This window comes from Dyella sp. EPa41 (assembly GCF_016586165.1).
In the GTDB taxonomy this organism is placed as follows: domain Bacteria; phylum Pseudomonadota; class Gammaproteobacteria; order Xanthomonadales; family Rhodanobacteraceae; genus Dyella.
Map to the genome: position 1 here is coordinate 1 of NZ_BCPR01000078.1, position 22385 is coordinate 22385.

The following is a 22385-nucleotide window of genomic DNA, read 5'->3' on the forward strand; positions in this document are numbered from 1 at the left end:
GCGCGTGAATGCCCGTTCGCCCGGCATCGACGTGGACAGCGTGAGCGGCAGCATCGAACTGGCCGGCAATGCCGACCGCGTGGCGCTGCAGACGGTGAGCGGCGACATCCTGGCGCCCAACGTGGGCAGCGACGCGGAACTGCAGACCGTTTCCGGCCGCATCCGCGTCAGCGGCGGACCGTGGCGCAAGCTCAACCTCAGCACGGTCTCGGGTGACGTGCAGCTGGCTGGCGGCCTCGCCCCCAATGGCACCTTCGACGTGGACAGCATGAGCGGCGACGTCCAGGTGCAGGTACCGTCCAATCTTTCGGCGGTGATCCACGCCAACACCTTCAGCGGCGACCTGCGCAGCGACTTCGGCACGGTACAAAAAGTGGAACACGGCCCGGGCAGCGAGCTGCAGGCCACCGCGGGCTCCGGCAGCGCCAAGATGAAGATCGAAACCTTCAGCGGCGACCTGCGCATCCGCCGGCAGGACTGACTCGCAAAGGCCGCAACGAAAAACGCCGGGCCATGCCCGGCGTTTTGCTGTCTGTCGGCTGCCCGGAGGCTGGCGCCGGTCAGAGATCCTGGTGGTACTGCACGTACGGCGTGCGCGACTGGTCCGGCTCCGGCCCGGCCGGCGTGTTCACGCTGTTGCCCGACGACCACAGGTTCTGCGCACCGATGCTCAACTGGCCCTGCCACGGCAGTCGCCAGGTGACGCCGAGGTCAATGCTGCTCCAGCGGCGATCCGGGTTGTAGCCCGCACCCGGCACGCCGGCCTGCGGCTGCATGGTGCGGCCAACGATGCTGCCGCTCAGCGGGCCGCTGTCCACGCCGAAGCTCAGCGCCTTCTGGTCAAGCGCGTTGACGCCCAGCAGATTGCCCGGCAGCAAGCGCACACGCCCCACGCTGGCGCCCAGGTCGATACCGCTGTTGCCGTCCAGCGCCAGCCGGCCGTGCGCGTTGAGCTGGGTGCTGCTGTCGAAACCGGCCAGGCCGTTCACGCCCGGCGTGGCGCCAGGAAGCAGCCGCGGCAGGTTCGCGTTGCCCGGCACGGTATCCGTGCCCACGCTCAGCCCAAGGCTGTAGCGACCCTGGCTGTAGGTGGCGCCCACCTCGCTGCCAATCACGCGCGGCGCCTGGTTGTTGGCCCAGTCATGCTCGCTGACGCCGACATGCGCCTGCAGATTCGGAGCCAGGCCGTACTGGACGTCGGAGGACTGCACGGTTGCCGCATCGAGCGCACGGAACTGCAGCGGTGCGTCGGCGCGCTGGGCGGCCGTCAGCGATTCGCTGCGACTCTGCACGGCCATCCACTGCCCATTGGCGCCCCGCCACAGCGGCACCGAGCCAGCATTGGCGGAATCCTGCCCGATCAAGCGGTTAGCGGTGCTGTCGTGCCAGTCACCGGCCACGGTCTGCCCTGCCGCGACAAACGGCATGAACAGCAATGGCAATGACAGGATCAAACGACGCATGTACGCGATAACTCCCGCGGCACCCAAAACAGGCAGGAAGTCGCCCCCTCCCAGAGACGATCACGCCCTAACGATACCACGTTTTACTTTTTACTAACACCCAAATTTCCGCTCTGTGAGCCAGGTCCGCTATCGGCCGGATCACATTTTTTTGACATTCTCGAGCCGGATTGGTTCCACCCGCAGCACAGCCAGCGACAAAGCTGAACAGAGGCGCTATATAGTCGTTTGTGTCGACTACGCGCGGACCCGCCTGCGACTGATGACTTCGGCCCCGACCAGCAAAACGCCCATGCCATGGCCGGCAGAAAGAGGTGTCGCCGCCATGCATGCCGCCGTGGAACGCCTGTTCCGCGCGGCTGATGCTGCCAGCGTGCTGGAGATCTGCGAGGCCATGCTCGGCGAACTGGGCGTGGAAGGGCGCCTGCACTGGCGCCTGCTCGGCGACCCGGTGCAGCTCGACAAGAATGTGATCCAGCTGGATCTGGCGGAAGATCCCCAGGCCCTGCGCTCACTCGTGCTCGAGCTGCCGGCGACCGCCGCCTACGACGCCCAGCGCGACCACATGGCTTGGATCGGCCGCCTTGCCGCGACGCGCCTGCGCCAGTTGGCCGAAACGTCCCGCCTGTACGAGGCCATCTCGCGCCTGGCATTGGCCGAGCGGCTGCAGCGCGCGCTGTACGCCATCGCGGACCAGGCCGGCGCCGAGCACAACATGACCGAGATGATGCACTCGCTGCACGCCATCCTCGGCAGCCTGATGTACGCGGAGAATTTCTACATCGCCTTGTACGACCCGGCCACCGACACGGTGCGCTTTCCGTACTACGTGGACACGATGGACAAGGAGCCGCCCTCGCCCGACGAGACGGTGCCGCTGCAGGAGATGCGCCACAGCCTGACGTGGAACCTGCTCCAGTGCGGCCAGGCGGTGATGGGCTCGTTCTCGGAGCTGGCCGAGCAATTCAAGGGACGCTTCATCCAGGTCGGCCCGGTCTGCGAGCACTGGCTGGGCGTGCCGCTGCTGCGCGACGGTCGCGTGGTGGGCGGCATCGTGATGCAGAGCTACCGCGAGGACACGCACTACACGCAGCACGATCGCGAGCTGCTCAGCTACGTGGCCAAGCACGTGCAGACCGCGCTGGAACGCCGCGAGGCGCACGAGGAACTGGAACGCCGCGTCTCCAGCCGCACGGCCGCCCTGCGCGAGGCCAACCGCGTGCTGCGCCAGCAGGTGCTGCAGCGCCAGCGCGGCGAACGCCTGCAGGCCGCGCTGTTCCGCATCGCGGAACTGGCCAACGCATCGGAGAGCCTCGACAACTTCTACGCCGCGGTCCACCGCGTCATCGGCGGCCTGCTGTACGCGCGCAACTTCTACATCGCCCTGCTGGACGAAGAGCAGAAGACCCTCAGCTTCCCCTACTCCGTCGACGAATTCGATACGGTGCGCGTGCCGCGCGCGCACGGTCGCGGCGTCACCGAGTACGTGCTGCGCCATGGCAAGCCGCTGCTGGCCAATCCCGAGGAGTTCGACCGGCTCGAACGCGAAGGCGAGGTCAGCCATCGTGGTTCGCGCTCGGTGTGCTGGCTCGGCGTCCCGCTCATCTGGGGCGATCGCGCCATGGGCGTGCTGGCAGTGCAGAGCTACTCGCCCGAGCACACCTACGACGTGCGCGACCAGGAGCTGCTCACCTTCGTGGGCTACCACGTCGCCAACGCCCTGCAGCGCAAGCACACCACCGAATCGCTGAAGCAGGCCTATGCCAGCCTGGAACGCCGCGTTACCGAGCGCACGCGTGCACTGGCGCTGGCCAATCGCGACCTGCGCGAACAGATCGCCGAGCGCGAACGCGTGGAGCGCCGCCTCAAGTACGAAACCCTCCACGATTCGCTGACCGGCCTGCCCAACCGCACGCTGCTCCTGCAGCGCCTGGAGCAGGCCCTGGCGCGTTATCACGGCGATACGCAGGAACTGTTCGCTGTGCTGTTCATCGACCTCGACCGCTTCAAGGTCATCAACGATTCGGTCGGCCATCTGGTCGGCGACGACCTGCTGTTCCAGGTGGGCGGACGCATCCGCGCCTGCCTGAAGACGCGCGACGTGGTGGCGCGACTGGGCGGCGACGAGTTCGCCGTGCTGGCCGAGGGCATCACCGATCCGAAGATGGCGCTGCTGATCGCCGAACGCATCATCGACGAACTGCAGGCGCCGTTCCGTCTCGGGGCGAAGGAGATCTTCACCTCGGCATCGATCGGCATCGCCCTGCCCAGCCCGCATTACCAGCGCCCGGAAGAACTGCTGCGCGACGCCGACGCCGCGATGTATCGCGCCAAGGACGAAGGCCGCCATCGCGCCGCCGTGTTCGACGATCGCCTGCGCCGCGAGGCGCTGTCCCTGCTGGAGATGGAAGGCGACCTGCGCCGCGCGCTGAGCCGCAACGAATTCGTGCCGTTCTACCAGCCCATCGTCGCGCTGCAGACCGGCCGCACGGTGGGTTATGAGGCGCTGCTGCGCTGGCGCCACCCCGATCGCGGCCTGCTGACGCCGGCGGATTTCCTCGCCGTGGCGGAAGAAAGCGGCTGCGCGGAAAGCATCGACTGGCAGATCTTCGAGCAGGTCTGCGCCCAGGCCGAGGCGCTGGCGGGGCCGGACGGCTTTGTCAGCATCAACGTCTCGGGCCGGCATTTCCGTTCGGCCGACCTGGATCGCCAGCTGCTGGACCTGATCCAGGCCCATCGCCTGCCGCCGCGCTGCCTGCGCATCGAAGTGACCGAACGCGCGCTGCTCGAGAACGCCATGCAGGTGAAGCGCATCCTCGACAACCTGCGTTCGCACGGCGTGAGCATCGCGCTGGATGACTTCGGCACCGGCTATTCGTCGTTGAGCTACCTGCACCAGTACCCGATCGAGACGCTGAAGATCGATCGCTCCTTCATCGTCGAACTGCCGCGCGAAGGCGGCCACGGCACGGCCGTGGTGCGTGCGATCCAGGCGCTCGCCAACTCGCTGCAGATGCAGGTGATCGCCGAAGGCATCGAGGACGAAGAGCAGCGCCAGGCGCTGCTGCGCATCGGCTGCCGTTTCGGGCAGGGTTTCCTGTTCGCCACCCCCAAGATGGCCGAGGTGTGGCTGCAGCGCGAGCATCATTTTGCGCTGCCCTGACCAGCAGCGCCGGGCTTGCCAGCGGCTCGCCGGGCCGTCATTCCGGCGCAGGCCAGGGCGACTGCGACATGCGCGACGCCCTACGCAAGGCGTGGCACGGCGTGGCGGCGAAAGCCATCTCCCTTCGCCATCGGATGACCCGCCTTCGGCTGTTGCAAAGCGCCTCCGCCCTGCGCCGGAATGACGGCCGGAGGTACTACGGCGAACGCCCTGACCACGATGGCCGTGCGAGACGCCGGGTGATGGCTCGAGCGTGCCCCGACTCGCCAGCAAGTCCTTTCGGCCCGACGCGGGCCGGAACGGCGTGAAAAAAAAAACGGGCCCACGCGGGCCCGTTTTTTCCAGGCAATGAACGCTGAATCACTGGGCCGTGGTCGGCGCATTGGGCTGCGGGCTGGGGCTGAGCAGATGCTCGGCGTCGACACGATCGAAGGTGTAGCGCTGCGCGCAGAACTCGCAGATCACTTCGATTTCGCCTTCACGCGCTTCCAGCGCCGCTTCCACTTCGTCGCGGCCGAGCGAGCGCAGCACGGCCTCCACGCGCTCGCGCGTGCAGCTGCAGCCGAATGCCAGCGGGCGCGGCTCGAACAAGCGCACCGACTCCTCGTGGTACAGGCGATACAGCAGCTGTTCCGGCGCCGTCGACAGCAGCTCTTCCTGCCCCAGCGTCGCCGTGAGGTGCTGGATGCGCGTCCACGCATCCTCGTCCTGCGCCGCGTCGATGCCGCCTTCGTCCGGCAGCTTCTGCAGCATCAGGCCGACGGCATGCTCGCCATCGGCCGCCAGCACGATGCGCGCCGGCAGCTGCTCGGACTGGCTGAAATAGTTCTCCAGTGCCGAGGCCAGGTCGGGATGCTGCAGGTCCACCAGGCCCTGGTAACGCTGGCCGCGTTCGGCATGGCCGATGGTGATGGCCATGATGGCCTTGGGCAACGCGGCCAGGTCCAGCGTCTCCGGCAACGGATCGCTCCAGCGCGCCAGGCCGCGCAGGCGTCCCTGGTCGGTGCACTCGGCAAACAACAGGCGCAGCGGACCGGTGCTCTTCAGTTCCACCGAAAGCGCGCCTTCCAGCTTGATGTTGCCCGTCAACAGTGCACTGGCGGCGAGCGTCTGGCCAAGCACGGAACGCAGGGCCGCCGGGTACGCCGAGCGGCCGGCCACCTCGCGCCACGCGGCGCCGAGGCGAACCAGCACGCCGCGCACGCCGGCGCGCTCGAGCATGAATCGGTGCAACACATCTTCGACAAGCACGGTTTCCACAGCGTGGGACCTCCCAAGGGCAATACGCCTATATGGGGTACGTTTCGCCAGGCTCAACTTGCGGGCACGGCGCGGATGGATGGCCCTTTATACTGCCGCCAACTTTGTCCATGCACCGCCATGACCCCACGACGCCCGCTGTTCGCCCGCCTGCTCCGTTCGCTTGCCCTGCTCGTGCTGTCCTGGCTGGCCTTGAGCTGGTTGATGGTGCTGGTCCTGCGTTTCGTGCCGCCATGGACATCCGCGGTGATGATGGAGCGACAGCTCGGCGCCCTCCTGCACGGCGAGAGGGACTTTCACCTGCGCCACCGGTGGGTACCCTGGAACCAGGTATCGCCGTACGTGCCCTTGGCCATGGTGGCTGGTGAAGACCAGAAGTTTCCGTTTCACCACGGGTTCGATTTCGACTCCATCCAGGACGCGATGGACGCCGCCGACGAGGGACGACGCCTGCGCGGTGCCAGCACGATCAGCCAGCAGACAGCCAAGAACCTGTTCCTGTGGAATGGGCGCAGCTTCGTGCGCAAGGGGCTGGAGGCGTATTTCACGGTGCTGATCGAATTGACGTGGCCCAAGCAGCGCATCCTCGAGGTTTACATGAACATCGCCGAGTTGGGCGATGGCATCTACGGCGTGGGCGCGGCCAGCGATGCGTTCTTTCATACGCCCCCCTCGCGACTGGGGCCTGCCCAGGCGGCGCGCCTGGCGGCGGTGTTGCCCAGCCCGAGGCGCTTTCGTGCCGACCGCCCCACTGCCTACGTGCAGGGACGCGCCAACTGGATCCAGCAGCAGATGGGCCAATTGGGCGGCCCGGCGTATCTGGAAGCCCGCCAGGCCGTTCGCGAAACGCGCCGACGCTGACGCTCGCGCCCTTGCGGGCCGTGCACTAGCATGCGGCGACCTCCCGGGGAATCAACGCAGCGACCATGTCACGCCTCACCGTCGTCGTGCCTGCCTACAACGAAGCCGCGGTGCTGGAAACATTCCACGCACGACTGAGCCGCGTGCTCGATGAACTGCCCATGGAATGCAGCGTGCTGTACGTCGATGACGGCAGCAGCGACCACACCTGGCCCCTGATCGAAGGCCTCACCGCCCGCGACACCCGCACGGGCGCCCTCAAGCTCTCGCGCAACTTCGGCAAGGAGGCCGCGTTGACCGCGGGCCTCGACCACGTCGACGCCGATGCCGCGGTGGTGATCGACGCCGATCTGCAAGATCCGCCCGAACTGATCCCTTCGCTGGTGGAGCGCTGGCACGAGGGTTACGACGTGGTCTACGCCACGCGTACCGCCCGCGAGGGCGAGACCGCGTTCAAGCGCCTGACGGCGTCGCTCTTCTACCGCAGCATGGAACGGCTCTCCGATACCAGCGTGCCACGCGACACCGGGGATTTCCGCCTGCTCTCGCGCCGCGCCCTCGATGCGCTGCGCCAGCTGCGCGAACGGCAGCGCTTCATGAAAGGCCTGTTCACCTGGATCGGCTACCGCCAGACCGCGGTCTATTACCTGCGCGAACCGCGCCAGGCCGGCCGGACGAAATGGAACTACTGGCGCCTCACGCAACTGGCCATCGAAGGCATCACGTCGTTCTCCAACGCGCCGCTGCGGCTCGCGACCTGGATCGGCCTGATGTCATCGTTGCTGGCCTTCCTGTACGGCATCTGGGTATTCGGCAAGGCCGCCCTGCACGGCGATCCGGTAAAGGGCTACCCGTCGCTGATGGTGGCAATCCTGTTCCTGGGTGGCGCCCAATTGCTGGCCCTGGGCGTGATCGGCGAATACCTGGGCCGCAACTACGCGGAAGCCAAGCAGCGCCCGCTGTACTTCATCGAGGAACGGCGCCGGTCTCGCGCCGAAAGCCGCGGCCCGGTCTAGCTGCGCTTCACATCCCCCCAACACCACGCCGACGCCGCGGCGCTAGACTGACCGCATGCGGCCTGTCCGCGGCCGCCTGGGAGGTTCAAGCATGCGCCAGGTCAAGCATTTGCTGGAAGGCAAGGGCACCGACATCTACAGCATCGCACCGGACGCGCCCGTACTCGAAGCGATCAAGCACATGGCGGAGCGCCGCGTCGGCGCCCTGCTGGTGATGCGCGGCGAGCGACTGGTAGGCATCGTTTCCGAGCGCGACTATGCGCGCAAGGTCATCCTGCAAGGCCGCTCCTCCGCGCAGACCGCCGTCTCGGAAATCATGAGCAGCCCCGCGCTCACCGTGGGGCCGGACACCGACGTGTTCGATTGCATGCGCCTGTGCACCGACAGCCGCATCCGCCATCTGCCGGTGGTCGCCGGTGAAGCGGTGATCGGCGTCATTTCCATCGGCGATCTGGTGAAGGAAGTGATCGACGCGCAAGCCGAACAGATCGAGCAGTTGCAGCGCTACATCACCAGCTGAGCGACATCACGCGCGGGCCGCACGCGCGGCCTGCGGCGACGCGGCACCGGTCGGCTGCTCGGGCAGCAGATCGGGCGAACGGCCGGCACGCGCGGCCACCCAGGTGGCCAGCGCGGAAATGCCCGCGCCGATGCCGGCCATGCCGGCCACCGCTACCCCGAGCGATCCCAGCAGATTGACGCCGGTAGTGACCGCGAGGTCGCCGAAGCGCCAGATGGTGGTTTCCACGAAGTTCTTGCCCTTGTAGCGTGCCTCGCGAGGCACGCGCGTATAGAGCGCATCGGATGCCGGCTTGGTCATGCCGTAGGCGAAGCCCCGGGTCCCGGCCATCATGATCGCGAGCATGGGTATGGCGAATCCGAACACGCTGATGTTGCCGATGCCGAGCACCATCACCGACACCAGCAGCGCGAGATTGACCAGCGCCGGCACCACCAGGCCCCAGCCTGCCCCTTTGCGCACCAGCAGCCAGCGCGTCACCGTCAGCTGCAGCACCGCGCCCAGGATGTTGGTGGCCCAGTCGAGGTTGTAATAGAAGTCGGTGCGGGCAATGCGATCGGGATAGTGCGAGTACGTGTAGTCGGCCATCAACGCATAGGCCAGCGTGCCGATGCCGTCGCCCAGCACCATCAGGACGGCCATGTAGCGCAGGAAGGGCCGCGTCCACGATTCCCTGATGCCGGCCCACAGCGAGCCGCCCACGGCCTCCTCGTGCGCGCCTGGCGAGCAGTGGTCGTGGCGCGTGGACAAGGTTAGCAGCAGGCCCAGCGCGGCGAGCAGGGCGACTGCCGACACCACCAGCAAGGCCGGCACGCCGATCAGACCGACCAGCAGCTTGCCCAACCCCGGGCCACTGACCGCACCGGCCATGCCGCCCAGCGCGATGGCGGGAAATACCCGCCTGGCCTGCTCGCTCTGGAAGATGTCCGCCATCAGGCTCCAGAAGAGCGAGACGACAAACAGGTTGAACACGCTCACCCACACGAAGAACACCGAGCCGAGCTGGCGCGCCCCGATGCGATCCTGCAGCACGAAGGCCGGCACGAACGCGATGAGGCACAGCACGAAGAAGCTGTAGCTCCAGCCGAGCAGGCGCTTGCGCGGAAAGCGCGCCACCATGGCGCCGAAGACCGGCGTCAGCAGCAGCATCACGACGAAGGTGATGCCGTAGAACAAGGGCAGTTCCTTCGAGCCGACCGCACCACTGAGCTGTTCACGCACGGGCCGGATGATGTAGTAGGCCATCATCACGAAGAAGAAGGCCACGGTCGAAAGCACCGATGCGAGGCCTTCTCTCGCTGTGGCGGGTCGGGTGGTATTCACCGGCGTTTCCAGCAAAGGTCCGCATCAGACTAGCATGCGGTCGTGACAGTCATGGACGGGGGCTAAGTGACGTACGACTACATCATCGTGGGTGCGGGTTCCGCAGGTTGCGTTCTGGCCAACCGGTTGAGTGCCCATCAAGGCAGGCGCGTGTTGCTGCTCGAGGCAGGCCCGAGCGATTGGCATCCCCTGATCCACATGCCCGCCGGCATCGCCCGGCTGGCCGGCAACCGCCATTTCAACTGGAACTACCACACCGAGCCGGAGCCGCGATTGCACAACCGCCGCCTGTGGTGGCCGCGTGGCAAGACGCTGGGCGGCTCCAGCGCCATCAACGCGATGATCTATGCGCGCGGCGTGCCCGGCGACTATGACCGCTGGGCGCAGGCCACCGGCGACGCGCGCTGGTCGTGGCAGCAAGTGCTGCCATGGTTCATCCGCAGCGAAGACAATTCGCGCGGCGCCAGCGCGTTGCACGGGGCGGGTGGCCCGCTCGGCGTGAGCGACCTGCGCTACCACAACGAACTGTCGACCATGTTCATCGACGCGGGGGTCAGCGCCGGCTTTCCACGCAATGACGACTTCAACGGGCCCGCGCAGGAAGGCTTTGGCCTGTATCAGGTCACCCAGCGCGAAGGCCGCCGATGCTCCACCGCGGTGGCCTATCTGCAACCGGCGAGGCAGCGCGCCAACCTGGAAGTGCGCACCAAGGCGGCGGTCGCCCGCGTGGTGATCCGCAACGGCCGCGCGGTGGGCGTGCAGCTGCAGGGCGATGAGGCGACGCTTGAAGCGGGCGAAGTCATCCTTGCCGGTGGCGCCATCAACACGCCGCAGCTGCTGATGCTGTCGGGCGTCGGCCCCGCCGACCACCTGCGCGAGCATGGCATCGCGGTGCTGGCCGACATGCCGGGCGTCGGCGCCCATCTGCAGGACCACCTGGACATCTGCACGCTCGACGCCAGCACGCGGAAGGTGTCCTACGATCACCTCAACGAGCTGGCCGCGGGCTGGCGCTTCCTCCGTCATCGCGACGGCCCCGGCAGCTCCAACGTGGCGGAGGCCGGTGGCTTCGTGCGCAGCCGGCTGGCCGCGGACGAGCGTTGCGACATCCAGTTCCATTTCGTGCCCGCGCAGCTCGACGATCACGGCCGCCACCGCCTGCCCGGCTACGGATACACGGTCCACGCGTGCTACCTGCATCCTCGCAGCCGTGGGCGCCTGCGTCTGCGCTCCGCGGACCCGGCACAGCCGATCGCGATCCATGCGAACTACCTCGGCGATGCCGAGGGGCATGATCTGCAGCGCATGGTCGAGGGCGCGCGCCTCTCGCGAGAGATCCTCTCGCAAGCGGCCTTTGCGCCCTATCGCGGCGCGCCCGTCTTTCCCGAACACGCGCTGCATACCGATGCGGAGTACATCGACTTCATCCGGCGCAAGGCGGAAACCATCTATCACCCCGCCGGCACCTGCCGCATGGGCAGCGAGGCGACGGCGCCGCTCGACAGCGAACTGCGCGTGCGCGGCATCGGGGGCCTGCGCGTCGTCGATGCGTCCGCGATGCCGAGCCTGCCCAGCGGCAACACCAACGCCCCGGTGATCATGATGGCCGAGCGGGCGAGCGAGCTGATCCTGGAGGCCGGCTGAGAACCCTCACGCGGCCTTAATACATGCCCTCCGCGCCGCTGCGACAGGGACTTTTCAGCCACTCCTGCGTTACTCTCGCGCGGCGTCATGGAAGGATTCCGGCTCGCAATCCGACTGGCCCGGCAGCGTCCGGTGCCGGCTCCATTCCATCGGTGCCCATCGGGCGCCGCCAATGTTCAGGCGACATGACGTTTCGCACGATTTCACTGGCCGTCGTCGCGGTACTGGGACTATCCGTCATCCCGCTGCACGCGCGCGCCGCCACGCCTCCCGCAGACCCGGCGGCGGCTACGCCACGGGCACTGCCACCCGATCGCGTCAAGGACGCACTGGGCGCCTACCAGCAATGGCTGGATCGCCTGGACCAGCGCAACGAAGTGGCCGGCCTGGCCACGGCCGTGGTGGTCGACGACAAGGTCGTGTTCGAGGACACCATCGGTTACGCGAACGCCACCACGCGCGAGCCGATCACACCCGAAACGGTGTTTCGCCTCGCCTCGCTTTCCAAGGCGTTCGCCACGGCCCTCACCGGCGTGCTGGTGGGCGACGGCAAGCTGAGCTGGGATACCAAGCTCACCGCGGTGCTGCCCTTCTTCCACCTCAAGAACGACAGCGCCGCCGAGCAGGCCACCGTGCGCGACATCCTCGGCCAACGGCTGGGGCTGCCGAAGAACACCTACGACAACATGCTCGAGGAGAACATCCCCTACGAGGAACTGGCGCGCAAGCTCGACGAGGTGACGCTCACCTGCGATGTCGGCCAGTGCTACGGCTACCAGAACATCGCCTTCAGCCTGATCGGCGACATCGTCTATGCGCAAACCGGCGACTTCTTCAGCCGGCAGGTCGACAAGCGCATCTTCTTCCCGCTGGGCATGAAGACGGCCAGCTATGGCCGCGAAGGCCTGGAGGAAAGCAAGAGCTGGGCACGGCCGCACCGGCAGACCAGCAATGGATGGATCCCGTTCGAACCCAAGCAGGCCTACTACCGCGTCGCACCGGCGGCCGGCGTCAACGCCAGCCTGCGCGACATGGAGCAGTGGCTGATCGCGCAGATGGGTGGCCGCCCGGACGTGCTGCCGGCCAAGCTGCTGGACACCCTGCACACGCCCGAGGTCGCCACGCCCGTGGAGCTGCATTCCTCGCCCTGGCGTCGTGCGCGCCTTTCCGACGCGTCCTATGCGCTGGGCTGGCGCGTGTTCGATTACGAAGGCGAGACGATGGTGTTCCATGCCGGCGCGGTCGAAGGCTACCGCACCATGATCGGCTTCCTGCCGAAGTACCGCATAGGCGTGGTGACCATGTGGAACTCCTCGGCCCCGACACCGGCCGGCCTGATGCCGATGGTGTTCGACGAACTGCTCGGCCTTCCGCACGTGGATTGGGCGGGCATCGAAAGCAACGCGCCGAGGACGTCCGCCGCCAGCGCCAAGGGCAAGACGCGCAACAAGGGCCGGACCGCCGCCAGTGGGCGCGGCACCAAGCACGACCTCTCGGGCAACTGACGAAAAAGCGCCGCGTGTTGCCACGCGGCGCCTTCGTTTCCGTGCGGCCGCGCCGTGGCGCGACCGGCTCGCCATCAGTTGAGCTTGAACACGATGCGGCGCTTGTCCTGTGCCGCGATCGGCGTGCCGTTCTGCGTGGCCGGCTGGTACTTCCAGCGGCTCACCGCTTCCACCGCGGCGCGGTCGAACACGTGGCGCGGCTCGGCGTCCACCACCTTCACGTCATCGACATTGCCTTCCGGGGTGATGGTGAAGGTCACCTCCACCCAGCCTTCCTGGTTAGCGCGCACGGCTGTCGTGGGATAGCGCGGATTGACGTTGCGCACGAGCACCGGGCCGTGCGTGGCACTGCCCGCGCCGCCGTCCCCGGCCGCTGCCGCCGTCGCGCTCGACGCTTGCGTCTGGCGTGCTTCAGCCTGCTGTTGCTGCTGCGCCAGGCGAGCCTGCGCCGCACGCTGCTGCTGTTCGGCGAGCGTGCGCTGCTGCGCTTCGGCCGCCTGGCGATCCGCCTCGGCCTTGTCCGAGGCCGCCTTCTGTGCCGCCAGCTGAGCCGCCTTCTCCTTGTCCGACGCCTGCTGCTGCTCGCGATCCTGCAGCTTGCGCTGGGCATCGAGCTTGGAGCGCAGGATGGTCAGCGTGTAGTTCGCCGGGTCGGCCTTCGCCAGCAGGTCGATCTGGCGCTGGGCGTCATTGAAGTCGCGCTGGTTGATCGACTGCTCGGCCACGCTCGCGCCCACCGGGAAGGTTTCGCGCAGCGCGTCGGCCGCCACCTGGTTGCCCGGCTGCTTCTCCAGCACCTTCAGGTAGAACTCGAAAGCGTTGTTGCCGGCGGGGGCCAGCAGGCGCTGTTCGTTCACCGCCTTGCGGGCTTCGGACAACAGCTGGTTCATGCTCATTGCCGCCACGTTGGCGGGCGGAGGCGGTGTCGTCGCCGCACCCTGCTGGACGGGCGTCGACGGATGCGAGCCGGCCTCGGAATCGACCAGGTCCTGGTGCGGCTTGATAATGAGGAACCACGACGCTGCCGCAAGCACGGCGACGACAGCAACAATGGCGATGGCTGAGGGCCGAATGGCCCCACGCGCACGGTGGCGCGCATGACGTGTGTATCGGGTATCCATGATCTCTCACCGAGTGGCATCAGATACCCGCGCTTTTTCCCCCTGTGAATCCAGGAGCGGAAACCTCCCCAGGTTCCCGCGGCGCGGATGTGCGAAAGGTAACCGCAATGCAGCACTACGGCAAATCACACGTAGCGTCGCAGCGGACACGCACAGTTCGGAGAGTCGACGCGCAGCCCGCGCATGAGGGTATCGCCGGGCCGGCGACGCGCTAGGAATTTTTCGTACCCCGGAAACGAAGCGTCCCGGCACGGGCCGGGACGAATCGCTCTTTCGAAGGACTCCCCCCGCGCTGGGCACCGCGGGGAGAAAAGTCGGTGTTGCCTGTTATTGGTGAAGCTTACTTCTTGGCAGCCTTAGCAGCCTTGGGGGCCTTGGCAGCCTTGGTGGCCTTGACCACCTTGGCAGCAGCGGCCTTCTTCACGGTGCGCTTCTTGGCAGTGGCCTTCTTCGCCACCTTCTTGGTAGCAACCTTCTTCACGGCAGCCTTCTTGGCGGCGGCCGGGCGCTTCTTAGCAACGGCCTTCTTGGCGACCTTCTTGGCAGCCTTCTTGGCGGCCGGCTTGCGGGCAACCGGCTTCTTGGCGGCGGCCTTCTTCACAGCGGTCTTCTTGCTCGCCTTCTTGGCGGCGGGTTTCTTTGCGGCTTTCTTGGCAGTGGCCATAGTTCGTCTCAGCTCCTCATCAGTTGGCAGTGGTTGCCCAGTAAAAGCATGCAGGAACGCCTCCACAAGCAGATCGCTATTGGTGGCGTGCCGAAGATTGTTTACCTGACGCCGGGTGCGTTCGTCAGATAGGGGCCTCAACACGTGCAATGGAATCGACACCGTGATCTTGCGTACTGCGCCGGCTTTCTCTCCATGCTCGATATAAGGTTTGATGAATTTCGATGTTGCCATGGCACCCGTTCTCCGTGTTCCGATGCGAAAGCTATTCCTGAAGATTTCAGCTGTCAATTGATTTTAAACACGAAATCAATCCGCTTCACCTACCCCCAGGAGGGTCCAAACCCCCGTCGGGCAAGGCCTGGAGGGGGTCCTGGTGCATTTTTGATCAGACGTCCATACCGCTAAACAAAAACATGCACTGATTATCTAGGAATGCATAAAACCACTTAAAAAAAGGCATATGAGTCAAATATGCCCAATGGCATGCAATCGACTGTCTCATCGGCTTTGGCGCGGCTGTCTCACCCCATACGCGCCTCTCCGGCACCCCGTTTTGGATGAACGAAACGCGACTGAATTTTTTCTCCGGCCGGAGGGACAGAATGCCGCCCCTACCCTGCCCGACCGCCGCCCAAGGTCGCCGAACGACCCGCATATGGGTTCGCCCGACCCCGACCGCCCGCCTTCGCCTTGGACATCTATCGGCATGGACGGCGAGATGCGAAACATCGATTTTCGAAGTCGTCCTGCATCGATGCCGCGCGTCGACGAGCCCACCGCGCTGAACCTTGATACCCAAAAAGACGCCGGCCGCTTGAGGCGGCCGGCGTCGGGCGAAGCATCGAACGCGGGGATCAGTGGTCTTCGTTTTCGACCAGTTCCGCGTAGGCGTCGGCGTCGAGCAGTTCGTCCAGTTCGCCGCGGTCGCTGGCGCGGACCAGGAAGATCCAGCCATCGCCGAAGGCATCTTCGTTGATGGTTTCCGGCTTGTCGTTGAGGGTCTCGTTGACCGCGACGATTTCGCCCGACACCGGGGAATAGATGTCCGAGGCGGCCTTGACCGACTCGACCACCGCCACGCCATGACCGGCCTGCACGGCGGCGCCGATCTCCGGCAGCTCGACGTAGACGAGGTCGCCCAACTGGCCCTGGGCATGGTCGGAGATACCCACGCGCACCAGGCCGTCGTCTTCGACGCGAGCCCATTCGTGGGACTTGAGGAATTTCAGATCGCCGGGAATCTCGCTCATGATCGGATCCAGTCGTTGATGTCGGGTGGTGGTGGAGCGGCAATTCTAGCCGCTTCACCCGTTGTGCAACATGGGATGCATGCCGCCGTGGATGGATGCGGGGTCAGATGCCCTCGCAGGGCTTGCCGTCGCGCACGAAGGGATACTTCACCACGCGCACCGGCACTTCCTTGCCGCGGATGTCCACCCGCACGTCGCCCGGCTCACCCGCCGGAATGCGTGCAAAGGCGACCGCCTTGTTGAGCGTGGGCGCGAAGCTGCCCGAGAGGATTTCGCCGTTGCCGTTGGCGGTGAGCACGGTCTGCCCGTGGCGCAACACGCCCTTCTCGTCCAGCACCAGGCCGACCATCACGCGCTTCACGCCCGCGGCCTTCTGCGCCTCCAGCGCCTTGCGGCCGATGAAGTCGCGGCCTTCGTCGAGCGAGATCGTCCAGCCGAGGTTGGCTTCCCACGGGGACACGTCGTCGTCCATGTCCTGGCCGTAGAGATTCATGCCCGCCTCCAGGCGCAGCGTGTCGCGTGCACCCAGGCCCGCCGGCGCGACGCCCGCGGCAGCGAGCGCATCCCACAGGGCCACGGCGTGTTCCTGCGGCACGATGATTTCGAAGCCGTCCTCGCCGGTGTAACCGGTGCGCGCCACGAACAGCGGCATGCCATGGGGACCCTGCGCGGCGGCGGCGGCAAACTTGCCGAGCTTGCCGATGCGCTCATGGTCCACTTCGGCCAACAGGCCGATGACCTTGGCGCGGGCGTTGGGGCCCTGCACGGCGATCATGGCGAAATCGGGCCGCTCCTTGACCTGCACGTCGAAGGCCTTGGCGTGCTGCTCGATCCACGCCAGGTCCTTGGCGCGGGTGGCCGCATTGACGACCAGGCGGAAGAACTCCTCGCCCAGGAAGTAGACGATCAGGTCGTCCACCACGCCCCCCTGCTCGTTGAGCATGCAGGTATACAGGGCCTTGCCCTGCACCTTCAGCTTGTCGACGTTGTTGGCCACCAGATGGCGCAGGAACTCGCGCGTGCGCGGGCCATGCAGGTCGACCACCGTCATGTGGGAGACGTCGAACATGCCGGCGTCGCGGCGCACGACGTGATGCTCCTCGATCTGCGAACCGTAGTTGATCGGCATGTCCCAGCCGCCGAAGTCGACCATGCGCGCACCCAGCGCGCGGTGGGTGTCATTGAGTACGGTCTTCTCGGTCATCGCAGTCGAGCTCTGGGGAAAGCGGCATTATCGCCGGGCGCACGGATACATTCCAAGCCGAGTGCGCCGTGCGCTGGCGTATCGGTGGCGTCGTGCGGCGCAGCATGCGCACGGGAAAGGCAACGGAAAAGCACCTAGCTCTTGTTCGTCATTCCGGCGCAGGCCGGAATCCAGACGCGGCAAGGGTCGGTCATCGCGAAGGTTCGCCTATATGGACGTGCCACGAAGACCACGTTCTGTCGCCGCTGGATTCCGGCCTGCGCCGGAATGACGACGTGGAGGTTGTTTAAGCGTCCGGACGACCTTCGCCCATGCCCGCGAGCAACTGCTCCACCACCTGCTCGGCCAGTTGCTCGGGCCGCAAGCCCGTCGTGCGCAGATGCAGCTCGGGGTTTTCAGGCGCCTCGTAAGGCGAGTCGATGCCGGTGAAATTGATGATCTCCCCGGCGCGCGCCTTGCGGTACAGGCCTTTCGGATCGCGCCGCTCGCATTCTTCCAGGGTGGTGTCGACGAACACCTCGAGGAACTCGCCCTCGTCGAACAGGCTGCGGGCGAAGCGGCGCTCGCCCTGGAACGGCGAGATCACGCAGACCAGGACGACCAGGCCCGCATCGACCATGAGGTGCGACACCTCGGCCACGCGGCGCACGTTCTCCACGCGCGCTTCCGGCGTGAAGCCCAGGTCCTTGTTCAGGCCATGGCGCAGGTTGTCGCCGTCCAGCATGTACGTGTGATAGCCCAGCGCATGCAGGCGGCGTTCGACCAGGTTGGCAATGGTGGACTTGCCCGCGCCGGACAGGCCGGTGAACCACAGGCAACGCGCCTGCTGGCCCTTGCTGAGGCTGCGTGCCTGCTTGTCCAGGTCGGTGTGCTGCCAATGCACGTTGGCGGCGCGACGCAGGGCGAAGTCCAGCATGCCGCAGCCGACGGTGGCGTTGGTCTGCCGGTCGATCAGCACGAAGCCGCCCAGCGTGCGGTTGTCCGTGTATGCCTCGTAGGCGATCGCATGGTCGAGGTCGATGTTGCAGTAGCCAACCTCGTTGAGGTCCAGCCGCCGCGCAGCCAGCTCGGCCTGCGTGTTGACGTCGACCTTGTGCTTGATGGTGGTGACGCGCGCGTTGACCGTGCGCGCGCCAATCTTCAACCAATACGCGCGATTGGGCAGCAGGGGCTCGTCGCCCATCCACAGCACGTGCGCGGCGAACTGGTCGGCGACCGGCGCCGGTCGCGCGGCGTCGGCGATCACATCGCCACGGCTCACGTCGATTTCACGGTCCAGCGTCAGGGTCACCGCCTGGCCTTCCGAGGCGTGGGAAAGATCGCCATCGGCGGTGACGATGCGTTCGATGCGCGCGCGGCGCATGGCCGGCTGCACCACGACTTCGCTGCCCACGGCGATGCGACCGCCGCAGACGGTGCCGGCATAGCCGCGGAACGAGGCATCCGGCCGGTTCACCCACTGCACCGGCATGCGGAACTCGGTGCCCTGCGCGGGAGCGGTGTCGGCCGACTCCAGCAGCTCCAGCAGGCAAGGGCCCTCGTACCAGCCCATGCGGCCGGACCGGGTTCCGACGTTGTCGCCGCTCGGCGCCACCACGGGCAGGCAATGGATTTGGGCAATGCCCAGTTGGGCGGCCAGCTCGCGGTACTCGTGGGCAATGGCGGCGTAGATGTCCTCGCGCCAATCCACCAGGTCCATCTTGTTCACCGCCACCACGACCTGGCGAATGCCCATCAGCGCGCAGATGTACGTATGCCGGCGCGTCTGCGGCAGCACGCCCTTGCGCGCATCGATGAGCACCACCGCCAGCCCGGCGTTGGACGCGCCCGTCGCCATGTTGCGGGTGTACTGCTCGTGCCCGGGGCAGTCCGCCACGATGAAGCTGCGCCGCGCGCTGTGGAAATAGCGGTAGGCGACATCGATGGTAATGCCCTGCTGGCGTTCGGCGTCCAGGCCATCGGTGAGCAGGGAGAAGTCGAGCGCATCGGGAGCATCCGCATGCAGCTTGCGGCTGTCACGTGCCAGTGCGGCGAGCTGGTCGTCGGGCACCATGCCGGTGTCGTACAGCAGGCGTCCCAGCAGGGTGCTCTTGCCGTCATCGACGCTGCCGCAGGTAATGAAACGCAGCAGCTGGGTAGGAGCCTGCGCGGAGGGAGAGGTATCGGGCGTCGCCATCAGAAATAGCCTTCCTGCTTCTTGCGCTCCATGGAGGCATGGCCGTCGTGGTCGATCACCCGGCCCTGGCGCTCGGAACTGCGCGAAGCCGCCATCTCCTCGATGATCTTGTCCAGGGTATCGGCCGAGGATTCCACCGCACCGGTCAACGGATAGCAGCCCAGCGTGCGGAAGCGCACCTCGCGCATCTGCACCGACTCGCCCTCGCGCAGCGTGAAGCGCTCGTCGTCGACCATGATCAGCGCGCCGTCGCGCTCCACCACCGGGCGGGGCCTGGCGAAGTACAGCGGCACCACCGGGATGTTTTCGCGGCGGATGTAGTTCCACACGTCCATCTCGGTCCAGTTGGACAGCGGAAACACGCGCACGCTCTCGCCCTGGTGGATCTGCGTGTTGTAGGTGTGCCAGAGCTCCGGGCGCTGATGCTTGGGGTCCCAGCGATGCTGCGCGTTGCGGAAGGAGAACACGCGCTCCTTGGCGCGCGACTTCTCCTCGTCGCGGCGGGCGCCGCCGATGGCCGCGTCGAAGCCGTACTTGTCCAGCGCCTGCTTCAGTCCCGCCGTCTTCATCACGTCGGTATGCACCGCCGAGCCGTGCGTGAGCGGCGAGATGCCCTGGCGCAGGCCTTCCTCATTGACGTGCACCAGGACCTCGACGTCGCCTTCGGCAGCCACCTGGTCGCGGAAGGCGATCATCTCGCGGAACTTCCAGGTCGTGTCCACGTGCAGCAGCGGCATCGGCGGGCGCGCCGGGTAGAAGGCCTTGCGCAACAGGTGCAGCAGGACCGAGGAATCCTTGCCGATGGAATAGAGCATGACCGGGCGCCGGAACGCGGCTGCCGTCTCGCGGAAGATATGGATGCTCTCGGCTTCGAGTGCGTCCAGGTGGGACAAGAGGGGCATAGGTGTTTTTCTGATCGATGGCCGCCAAGCACCCAGGCTGGGTACTTATTGCGTTAAATCTAGCGGAAAACCGCCAAATGAACAGGAAGCCACGCCTCCGTTCGTGGGGAACGCTTCAGGATCGGTCGTTGCACCAGCCGCAGGTTTCGTCACCCGGCGTGCGCAAGACTCCACTACCATCCACCCCATGACCCCATCGATGGCGACAGGAAGCGCACAACTCGATGCCAGCACCACGCCGCCCTCCCTGCGCGTGGCAGGTGACTGGACGTTGGCTCATTACGTGACACTGGAAAGCAGCATCGCCGCGCTGAAAAGCCGGCTGGACAAGGCCACACCCATCGACCTGAGCGGCCTGGGCTCCCTGGATACCGCCGGCGCGTCGCTGCTTGCCAGCCTGCTGGGAGCGGCACGCCTCGGCGACCTGGCGCATGCCGATCCCACGCTGCCGGCCGCCCAGCGCGCCCTGCTGCAAACGGTCGGCAAAGCCATGGCCGACTATGTCGAGCCGAAACCGCGCCCACGCGGCAATACCCTCATCGAATTGCTGGCGCGCATCGGCGCGGCGATGGAGCACGTCTACCACCAGCAGATCCGCCTGCTGGGCTTTGTTGGCCTCACCCTGGAAACCTTCGCGCGCACCGTGTGGCGCCCGCGCCGCTGGCGCGTGACCTCGCTGGTGGCGCACGTGGAGGAAACCGGGCTGGATGCCGTGCCCATCGTGGCCCTGCTCACCTTCATGGTAGGCGCGGTGGTGGCCTTCCTCGGCTCCACCGTGCTGAAGGATTTCGGCGCCACCATCTATACGGTGGACCTGGTCGCCTATTCGTTCCTGCGCGAGTTCGGCGTGCTGCTTACCGCCATCCTGATGGCCGGCCGCACCGCCAGCGCATTCACCGCGCAGATCGGCTCGATGAAGGCGAACGAGGAAATCGACGCGATACGCGCCCTGGGCCTGGACCCGATGGAACTGCTGGTGCTGCCCCGCGTACTCGCCATGCTGGCCTCGCTGCCGATGCTCACCTTCCTGGCGATGGTCTCCGGCCTTGTCGGCGGCGGGCTGGTGTGCGCGCTGGTGCTGGATATCCCGCCGGTGATGTTCCTCAACCTGGTGAAGTCGGACATCGGCGTGCAGCACTTCCTGGTCGGCATGGCGAAGGCGCCGGTGTTCGCGTTCCTCATCGCCGTCATCGGCTGCCTGGAAGGCTTCAAGGTCACCGGCAGCGCCGAATCGGTGGGCGAACACACCACCTCCGCCGTGGTGCAGTCGATCTTCGTGGTGATCCTGCTCGACGCGCTGGCGGCCCTGTTCTACATGGAGATGGGCTGGTGAACGCCAAACCGCAGCCGCAGCCGCAGGACGACGTGATCCAGGTGCGCAACCTGGTCAACCGCTTTGGCAGCCAGACCGTGCATGAGCACCTGGACCTGGACGTGCGCCGCGGCGAGATCCTCGGCGTGGTCGGTGGTTCCGGCACCGGCAAGTCGGTGCTGCTGCGGAGCATCGTGGGCCTGCGCCGCCCCACCTCGGGCAGCGTGCACGTATTCGGCCAGGACCTGCTCCGGCTTTCGCCCGACCAGCGCTCGCTGGTGGAGCGCCGCTTCGGCGTGCTGTTCCAGAACGGCGCCCTGTTCTCCTCGCTCAACGTCGTGGAAAACGTGGCCATGCCGCTGATCGAACACGCCGGCCTCGCGCGGCCGGATGCGCAGGCGCTCGCGGGCGTGAAGCTGGCGCTGGCGGGGCTGCCCGCGGGCACCGAGACGAAGTACCCGTCGGAACTCTCGGGCGGCATGGTGAAGCGTGCCGCGCTCGCGCGGGCGCTCGCGCTTGACCCGGAAATCCTGTTCCTGGACGAGCCCACCGCCGGCCTGGATCCGATCAGCGCCGCGGCGTTCGACCAGCTGATCCTCACCCTGCGCAACGCGCTGGGGCTCACGGTGTTCCTGGTCACCCACGATCTGGACACGCTCTACACCATCTGCGATCGCGTCGCCGTGCTCTCGCAGAAGAAAGTGCTGGTGGTTGGCCCGCTCGACGTCGTCGCCGAGAACAGCGACCCGTGGGTGCAGGCGTATTTCCACGGTCCGCGCGGCCGCGCTGCGGAAGAAGCACACGCCGACGTAACTCCGCCCGAGGTGAAGTGATATGGAAACCCGCGCCCATCACGTGTTGATCGGCCTGTTCACCATGATCGTCGTGGTGGCCGCCTTGCTGTTCGGGCTGTGGCTGGCCAAGTCGAGTTCCGACCGCCAGTTCTCGTACTACCAGGTCGTCTTCAACGAAGCCGTCACCGGCCTTTCGCAAGGCAG

At 66.5% G+C, this 22385-nt stretch carries 18 protein-coding genes and 1 pseudogene; 10 read left to right on the forward strand and 9 right to left on the reverse strand.

Annotated elements, in window-relative coordinates; all coding sequences use genetic code 11:
• A partial coding sequence (locus JMF82_RS18530) for a DUF4097 family beta strand repeat-containing protein (protein WP_201316013.1) occupies positions 1 to 481 on the forward strand: 481 nt, incomplete at its 5' end.
• Between the two features lie 79 nt (positions 482 to 560).
• Here JMF82_RS18530 and JMF82_RS18535 read toward each other — a convergent pair.
• A complete protein-coding gene (locus JMF82_RS18535) occupies positions 561 to 1463 on the reverse strand; it encodes a hypothetical protein (RefSeq protein WP_201316014.1) in 903 nt (300 codons plus the stop codon).
• 262 nt (positions 1464 to 1725) lie between these two features.
• Between JMF82_RS18535 and JMF82_RS18540 the strand changes: the two genes are divergently transcribed.
• Positions 1726 to 4626: an EAL domain-containing protein gene (locus JMF82_RS18540; protein ID WP_201316015.1), complete on the forward strand. Its 2901-nt coding sequence runs from the start codon at positions 1726 to 1728 to the stop codon at positions 4624 to 4626.
• A gap of 360 nt (positions 4627 to 4986) precedes the next feature.
• Here JMF82_RS18540 and JMF82_RS18545 read toward each other — a convergent pair whose 3' ends face one another.
• The gene (locus JMF82_RS18545; protein WP_201316016.1) at positions 4987 to 5886 is read right to left on the reverse strand and encodes an Hsp33 family molecular chaperone HslO; all 900 of its coding nucleotides are present in this window, start codon (positions 5884 to 5886) and stop codon (positions 4987 to 4989) included.
• 120 nt (positions 5887 to 6006) lie between these two features.
• On the opposite strand from JMF82_RS18545, the gene mtgA reads away from it, so the two are divergent.
• The 3 genes from mtgA to JMF82_RS18560 all read left to right on the forward strand — a co-directional run bounded on the left by mtgA (position 6007) and on the right by JMF82_RS18560 (position 8283).
• Positions 6007 to 6747, forward strand: coding sequence for a monofunctional biosynthetic peptidoglycan transglycosylase (gene mtgA, locus JMF82_RS18550; RefSeq protein ID WP_201316017.1), 741 nt, complete (start codon positions 6007 to 6009; stop codon positions 6745 to 6747).
• Positions 6748 to 6812: 65 nt separating this feature from the next.
• The gene (locus JMF82_RS18555; protein WP_201316018.1) at positions 6813 to 7763 is read left to right on the forward strand and encodes a glycosyltransferase family 2 protein; all 951 of its coding nucleotides are present in this window, start codon (positions 6813 to 6815) and stop codon (positions 7761 to 7763) included.
• A 91-nt stretch (positions 7764 to 7854) separates the two neighbouring features.
• A complete protein-coding gene (locus tag JMF82_RS18560; RefSeq protein WP_201316019.1) occupies positions 7855 to 8283 on the forward strand; it encodes a CBS domain-containing protein in 429 nt (142 codons plus the stop codon).
• 6 nt (positions 8284 to 8289) lie between these two features.
• Here the strand turns inward: JMF82_RS18560 and JMF82_RS18565 are convergent, their stop codons facing one another.
• Positions 8290 to 9606, reverse strand: coding sequence for an MFS transporter (locus JMF82_RS18565; protein WP_255560170.1), 1317 nt, complete (start codon positions 9604 to 9606; stop codon positions 8290 to 8292).
• Positions 9607 to 9672: 66 nt separating this feature from the next.
• On the opposite strand from JMF82_RS18565, the gene JMF82_RS18570 reads away from it, so the two are divergent.
• Together JMF82_RS18570 and JMF82_RS18575 are read left to right on the forward strand one after the other, a co-directional pair.
• Positions 9673 to 11250, forward strand: a complete 1578-nt coding sequence (locus tag JMF82_RS18570; protein WP_201316020.1) for a choline dehydrogenase — start codon at positions 9673 to 9675, stop codon at positions 11248 to 11250.
• 185 nt (positions 11251 to 11435) lie between these two features.
• Complete coding sequence (locus JMF82_RS18575; protein ID WP_201316021.1) at positions 11436 to 12755, forward strand: serine hydrolase domain-containing protein; 1320 nt, start codon at positions 11436 to 11438, stop codon at positions 12753 to 12755.
• A gap of 74 nt (positions 12756 to 12829) precedes the next feature.
• On the opposite strand, the gene JMF82_RS18580 is transcribed toward JMF82_RS18575, so the two are convergent.
• The 6 genes from JMF82_RS18580 to cysD form a co-directional block, all read right to left on the reverse strand.
• The gene (locus tag JMF82_RS18580; RefSeq protein ID WP_201316022.1) at positions 12830 to 13876 is read right to left on the reverse strand and encodes an energy transducer TonB; all 1047 of its coding nucleotides are present in this window, start codon (positions 13874 to 13876) and stop codon (positions 12830 to 12832) included.
• A 340-nt stretch (positions 13877 to 14216) separates the two neighbouring features.
• Complete coding sequence (metJ, locus tag JMF82_RS22250; protein WP_111981057.1) at positions 14217 to 14774, reverse strand: met regulon transcriptional regulator MetJ; 558 nt, start codon at positions 14772 to 14774, stop codon at positions 14217 to 14219.
• Between the two features lie 623 nt (positions 14775 to 15397).
• Positions 15398 to 15793, reverse strand: coding sequence for a glycine cleavage system protein GcvH (gcvH, locus tag JMF82_RS18590; RefSeq protein WP_201316023.1), 396 nt, complete (start codon positions 15791 to 15793; stop codon positions 15398 to 15400).
• Positions 15794 to 15896: 103 nt separating this feature from the next.
• Positions 15897 to 16997 carry a glycine cleavage system aminomethyltransferase GcvT gene (gcvT, locus tag JMF82_RS18595; protein ID WP_201316024.1) on the reverse strand — a complete coding sequence of 367 codons (1101 nt, stop codon included), beginning with the start codon at positions 16995 to 16997 and terminating at the stop codon, positions 15897 to 15899.
• A gap of 286 nt (positions 16998 to 17283) precedes the next feature.
• Positions 17284 to 19173, reverse strand: a complete 1890-nt coding sequence (gene cysC, locus JMF82_RS18600; RefSeq protein WP_201316025.1) for an adenylyl-sulfate kinase — start codon at positions 19171 to 19173, stop codon at positions 17284 to 17286.
• Positions 19173 to 20075 (reverse strand): sulfate adenylyltransferase subunit CysD, encoded by a 903-nt coding sequence (gene cysD, locus JMF82_RS18605; RefSeq protein WP_201316026.1) that lies wholly within the window; start codon positions 20073 to 20075, stop codon positions 19173 to 19175. Before cysD ends, cysC begins: the two co-directional genes overlap by 1 nt.
• A gap of 187 nt (positions 20076 to 20262) precedes the next feature.
• Between cysD and JMF82_RS18610 the strand changes: the two genes are divergently transcribed.
• From JMF82_RS18610 to JMF82_RS18620, 3 genes and pseudogenes are all read left to right on the forward strand, one after another.
• Positions 20263 to 21408, forward strand: coding sequence for an ABC transporter permease (locus tag JMF82_RS18610; RefSeq protein ID WP_236585564.1), 1146 nt, complete (start codon positions 20263 to 20265; stop codon positions 21406 to 21408).
• Positions 21405 to 22220, forward strand: coding sequence for an ABC transporter ATP-binding protein (locus tag JMF82_RS18615; protein ID WP_255560171.1), 816 nt, complete (start codon positions 21405 to 21407; stop codon positions 22218 to 22220). The genes JMF82_RS18610 and JMF82_RS18615 overlap by 4 nt, the downstream gene beginning before the upstream one ends.
• 1 nt (position 22221) lies before the next feature.
• Positions 22222 to 22385 (forward strand): annotated as a pseudogene (locus JMF82_RS18620) (MCE family protein); the annotation flags it as partial.

Bases quoted from the DNA above. Each gene is read 5' to 3' on its own strand.
- JMF82_RS18580 (WP_201316022.1), bottom strand. From the start codon at position 13,876: ATGGATACCCGATACACACGTCATGCGCGCCACCGTGCGCGTGGGGCC.
- JMF82_RS18610 (WP_236585564.1), top strand. From the start codon at position 20,263: ATGACCCCATCGATGGCGACAGGAAGCGCACAACTCGATGCCAGCACC.
- mtgA (WP_201316017.1), top strand. From the start codon at position 6,007: ATGACCCCACGACGCCCGCTGTTCGCCCGCCTGCTCCGTTCGCTTGCC.
- gcvH (WP_201316023.1), bottom strand. From the start codon at position 15,793: ATGAGCGAGATTCCCGGCGATCTGAAATTCCTCAAGTCCCACGAATGG.
- cysC (WP_201316025.1), bottom strand. From the start codon at position 19,173: ATGGCGACGCCCGATACCTCTCCCTCCGCGCAGGCTCCTACCCAGCTG.
- JMF82_RS18540 (WP_201316015.1), top strand. From the start codon at position 1,726: ATGACTTCGGCCCCGACCAGCAAAACGCCCATGCCATGGCCGGCAGAA.
- metJ (WP_111981057.1), bottom strand. From the start codon at position 14,774: ATGGCAACATCGAAATTCATCAAACCTTATATCGAGCATGGAGAGAAA.
- JMF82_RS18555 (WP_201316018.1), top strand. From the start codon at position 6,813: ATGTCACGCCTCACCGTCGTCGTGCCTGCCTACAACGAAGCCGCGGTG.
- gcvT (WP_201316024.1), bottom strand. From the start codon at position 16,997: ATGACCGAGAAGACCGTACTCAATGACACCCACCGCGCGCTGGGTGCG.
- JMF82_RS18535 (WP_201316014.1), bottom strand. From the start codon at position 1,463: ATGCGTCGTTTGATCCTGTCATTGCCATTGCTGTTCATGCCGTTTGTC.
- JMF82_RS18575 (WP_201316021.1), top strand. From the start codon at position 11,436: ATGACGTTTCGCACGATTTCACTGGCCGTCGTCGCGGTACTGGGACTA.
- JMF82_RS18560 (WP_201316019.1), top strand. From the start codon at position 7,855: ATGCGCCAGGTCAAGCATTTGCTGGAAGGCAAGGGCACCGACATCTAC.
- cysD (WP_201316026.1), bottom strand. From the start codon at position 20,075: ATGCCCCTCTTGTCCCACCTGGACGCACTCGAAGCCGAGAGCATCCAT.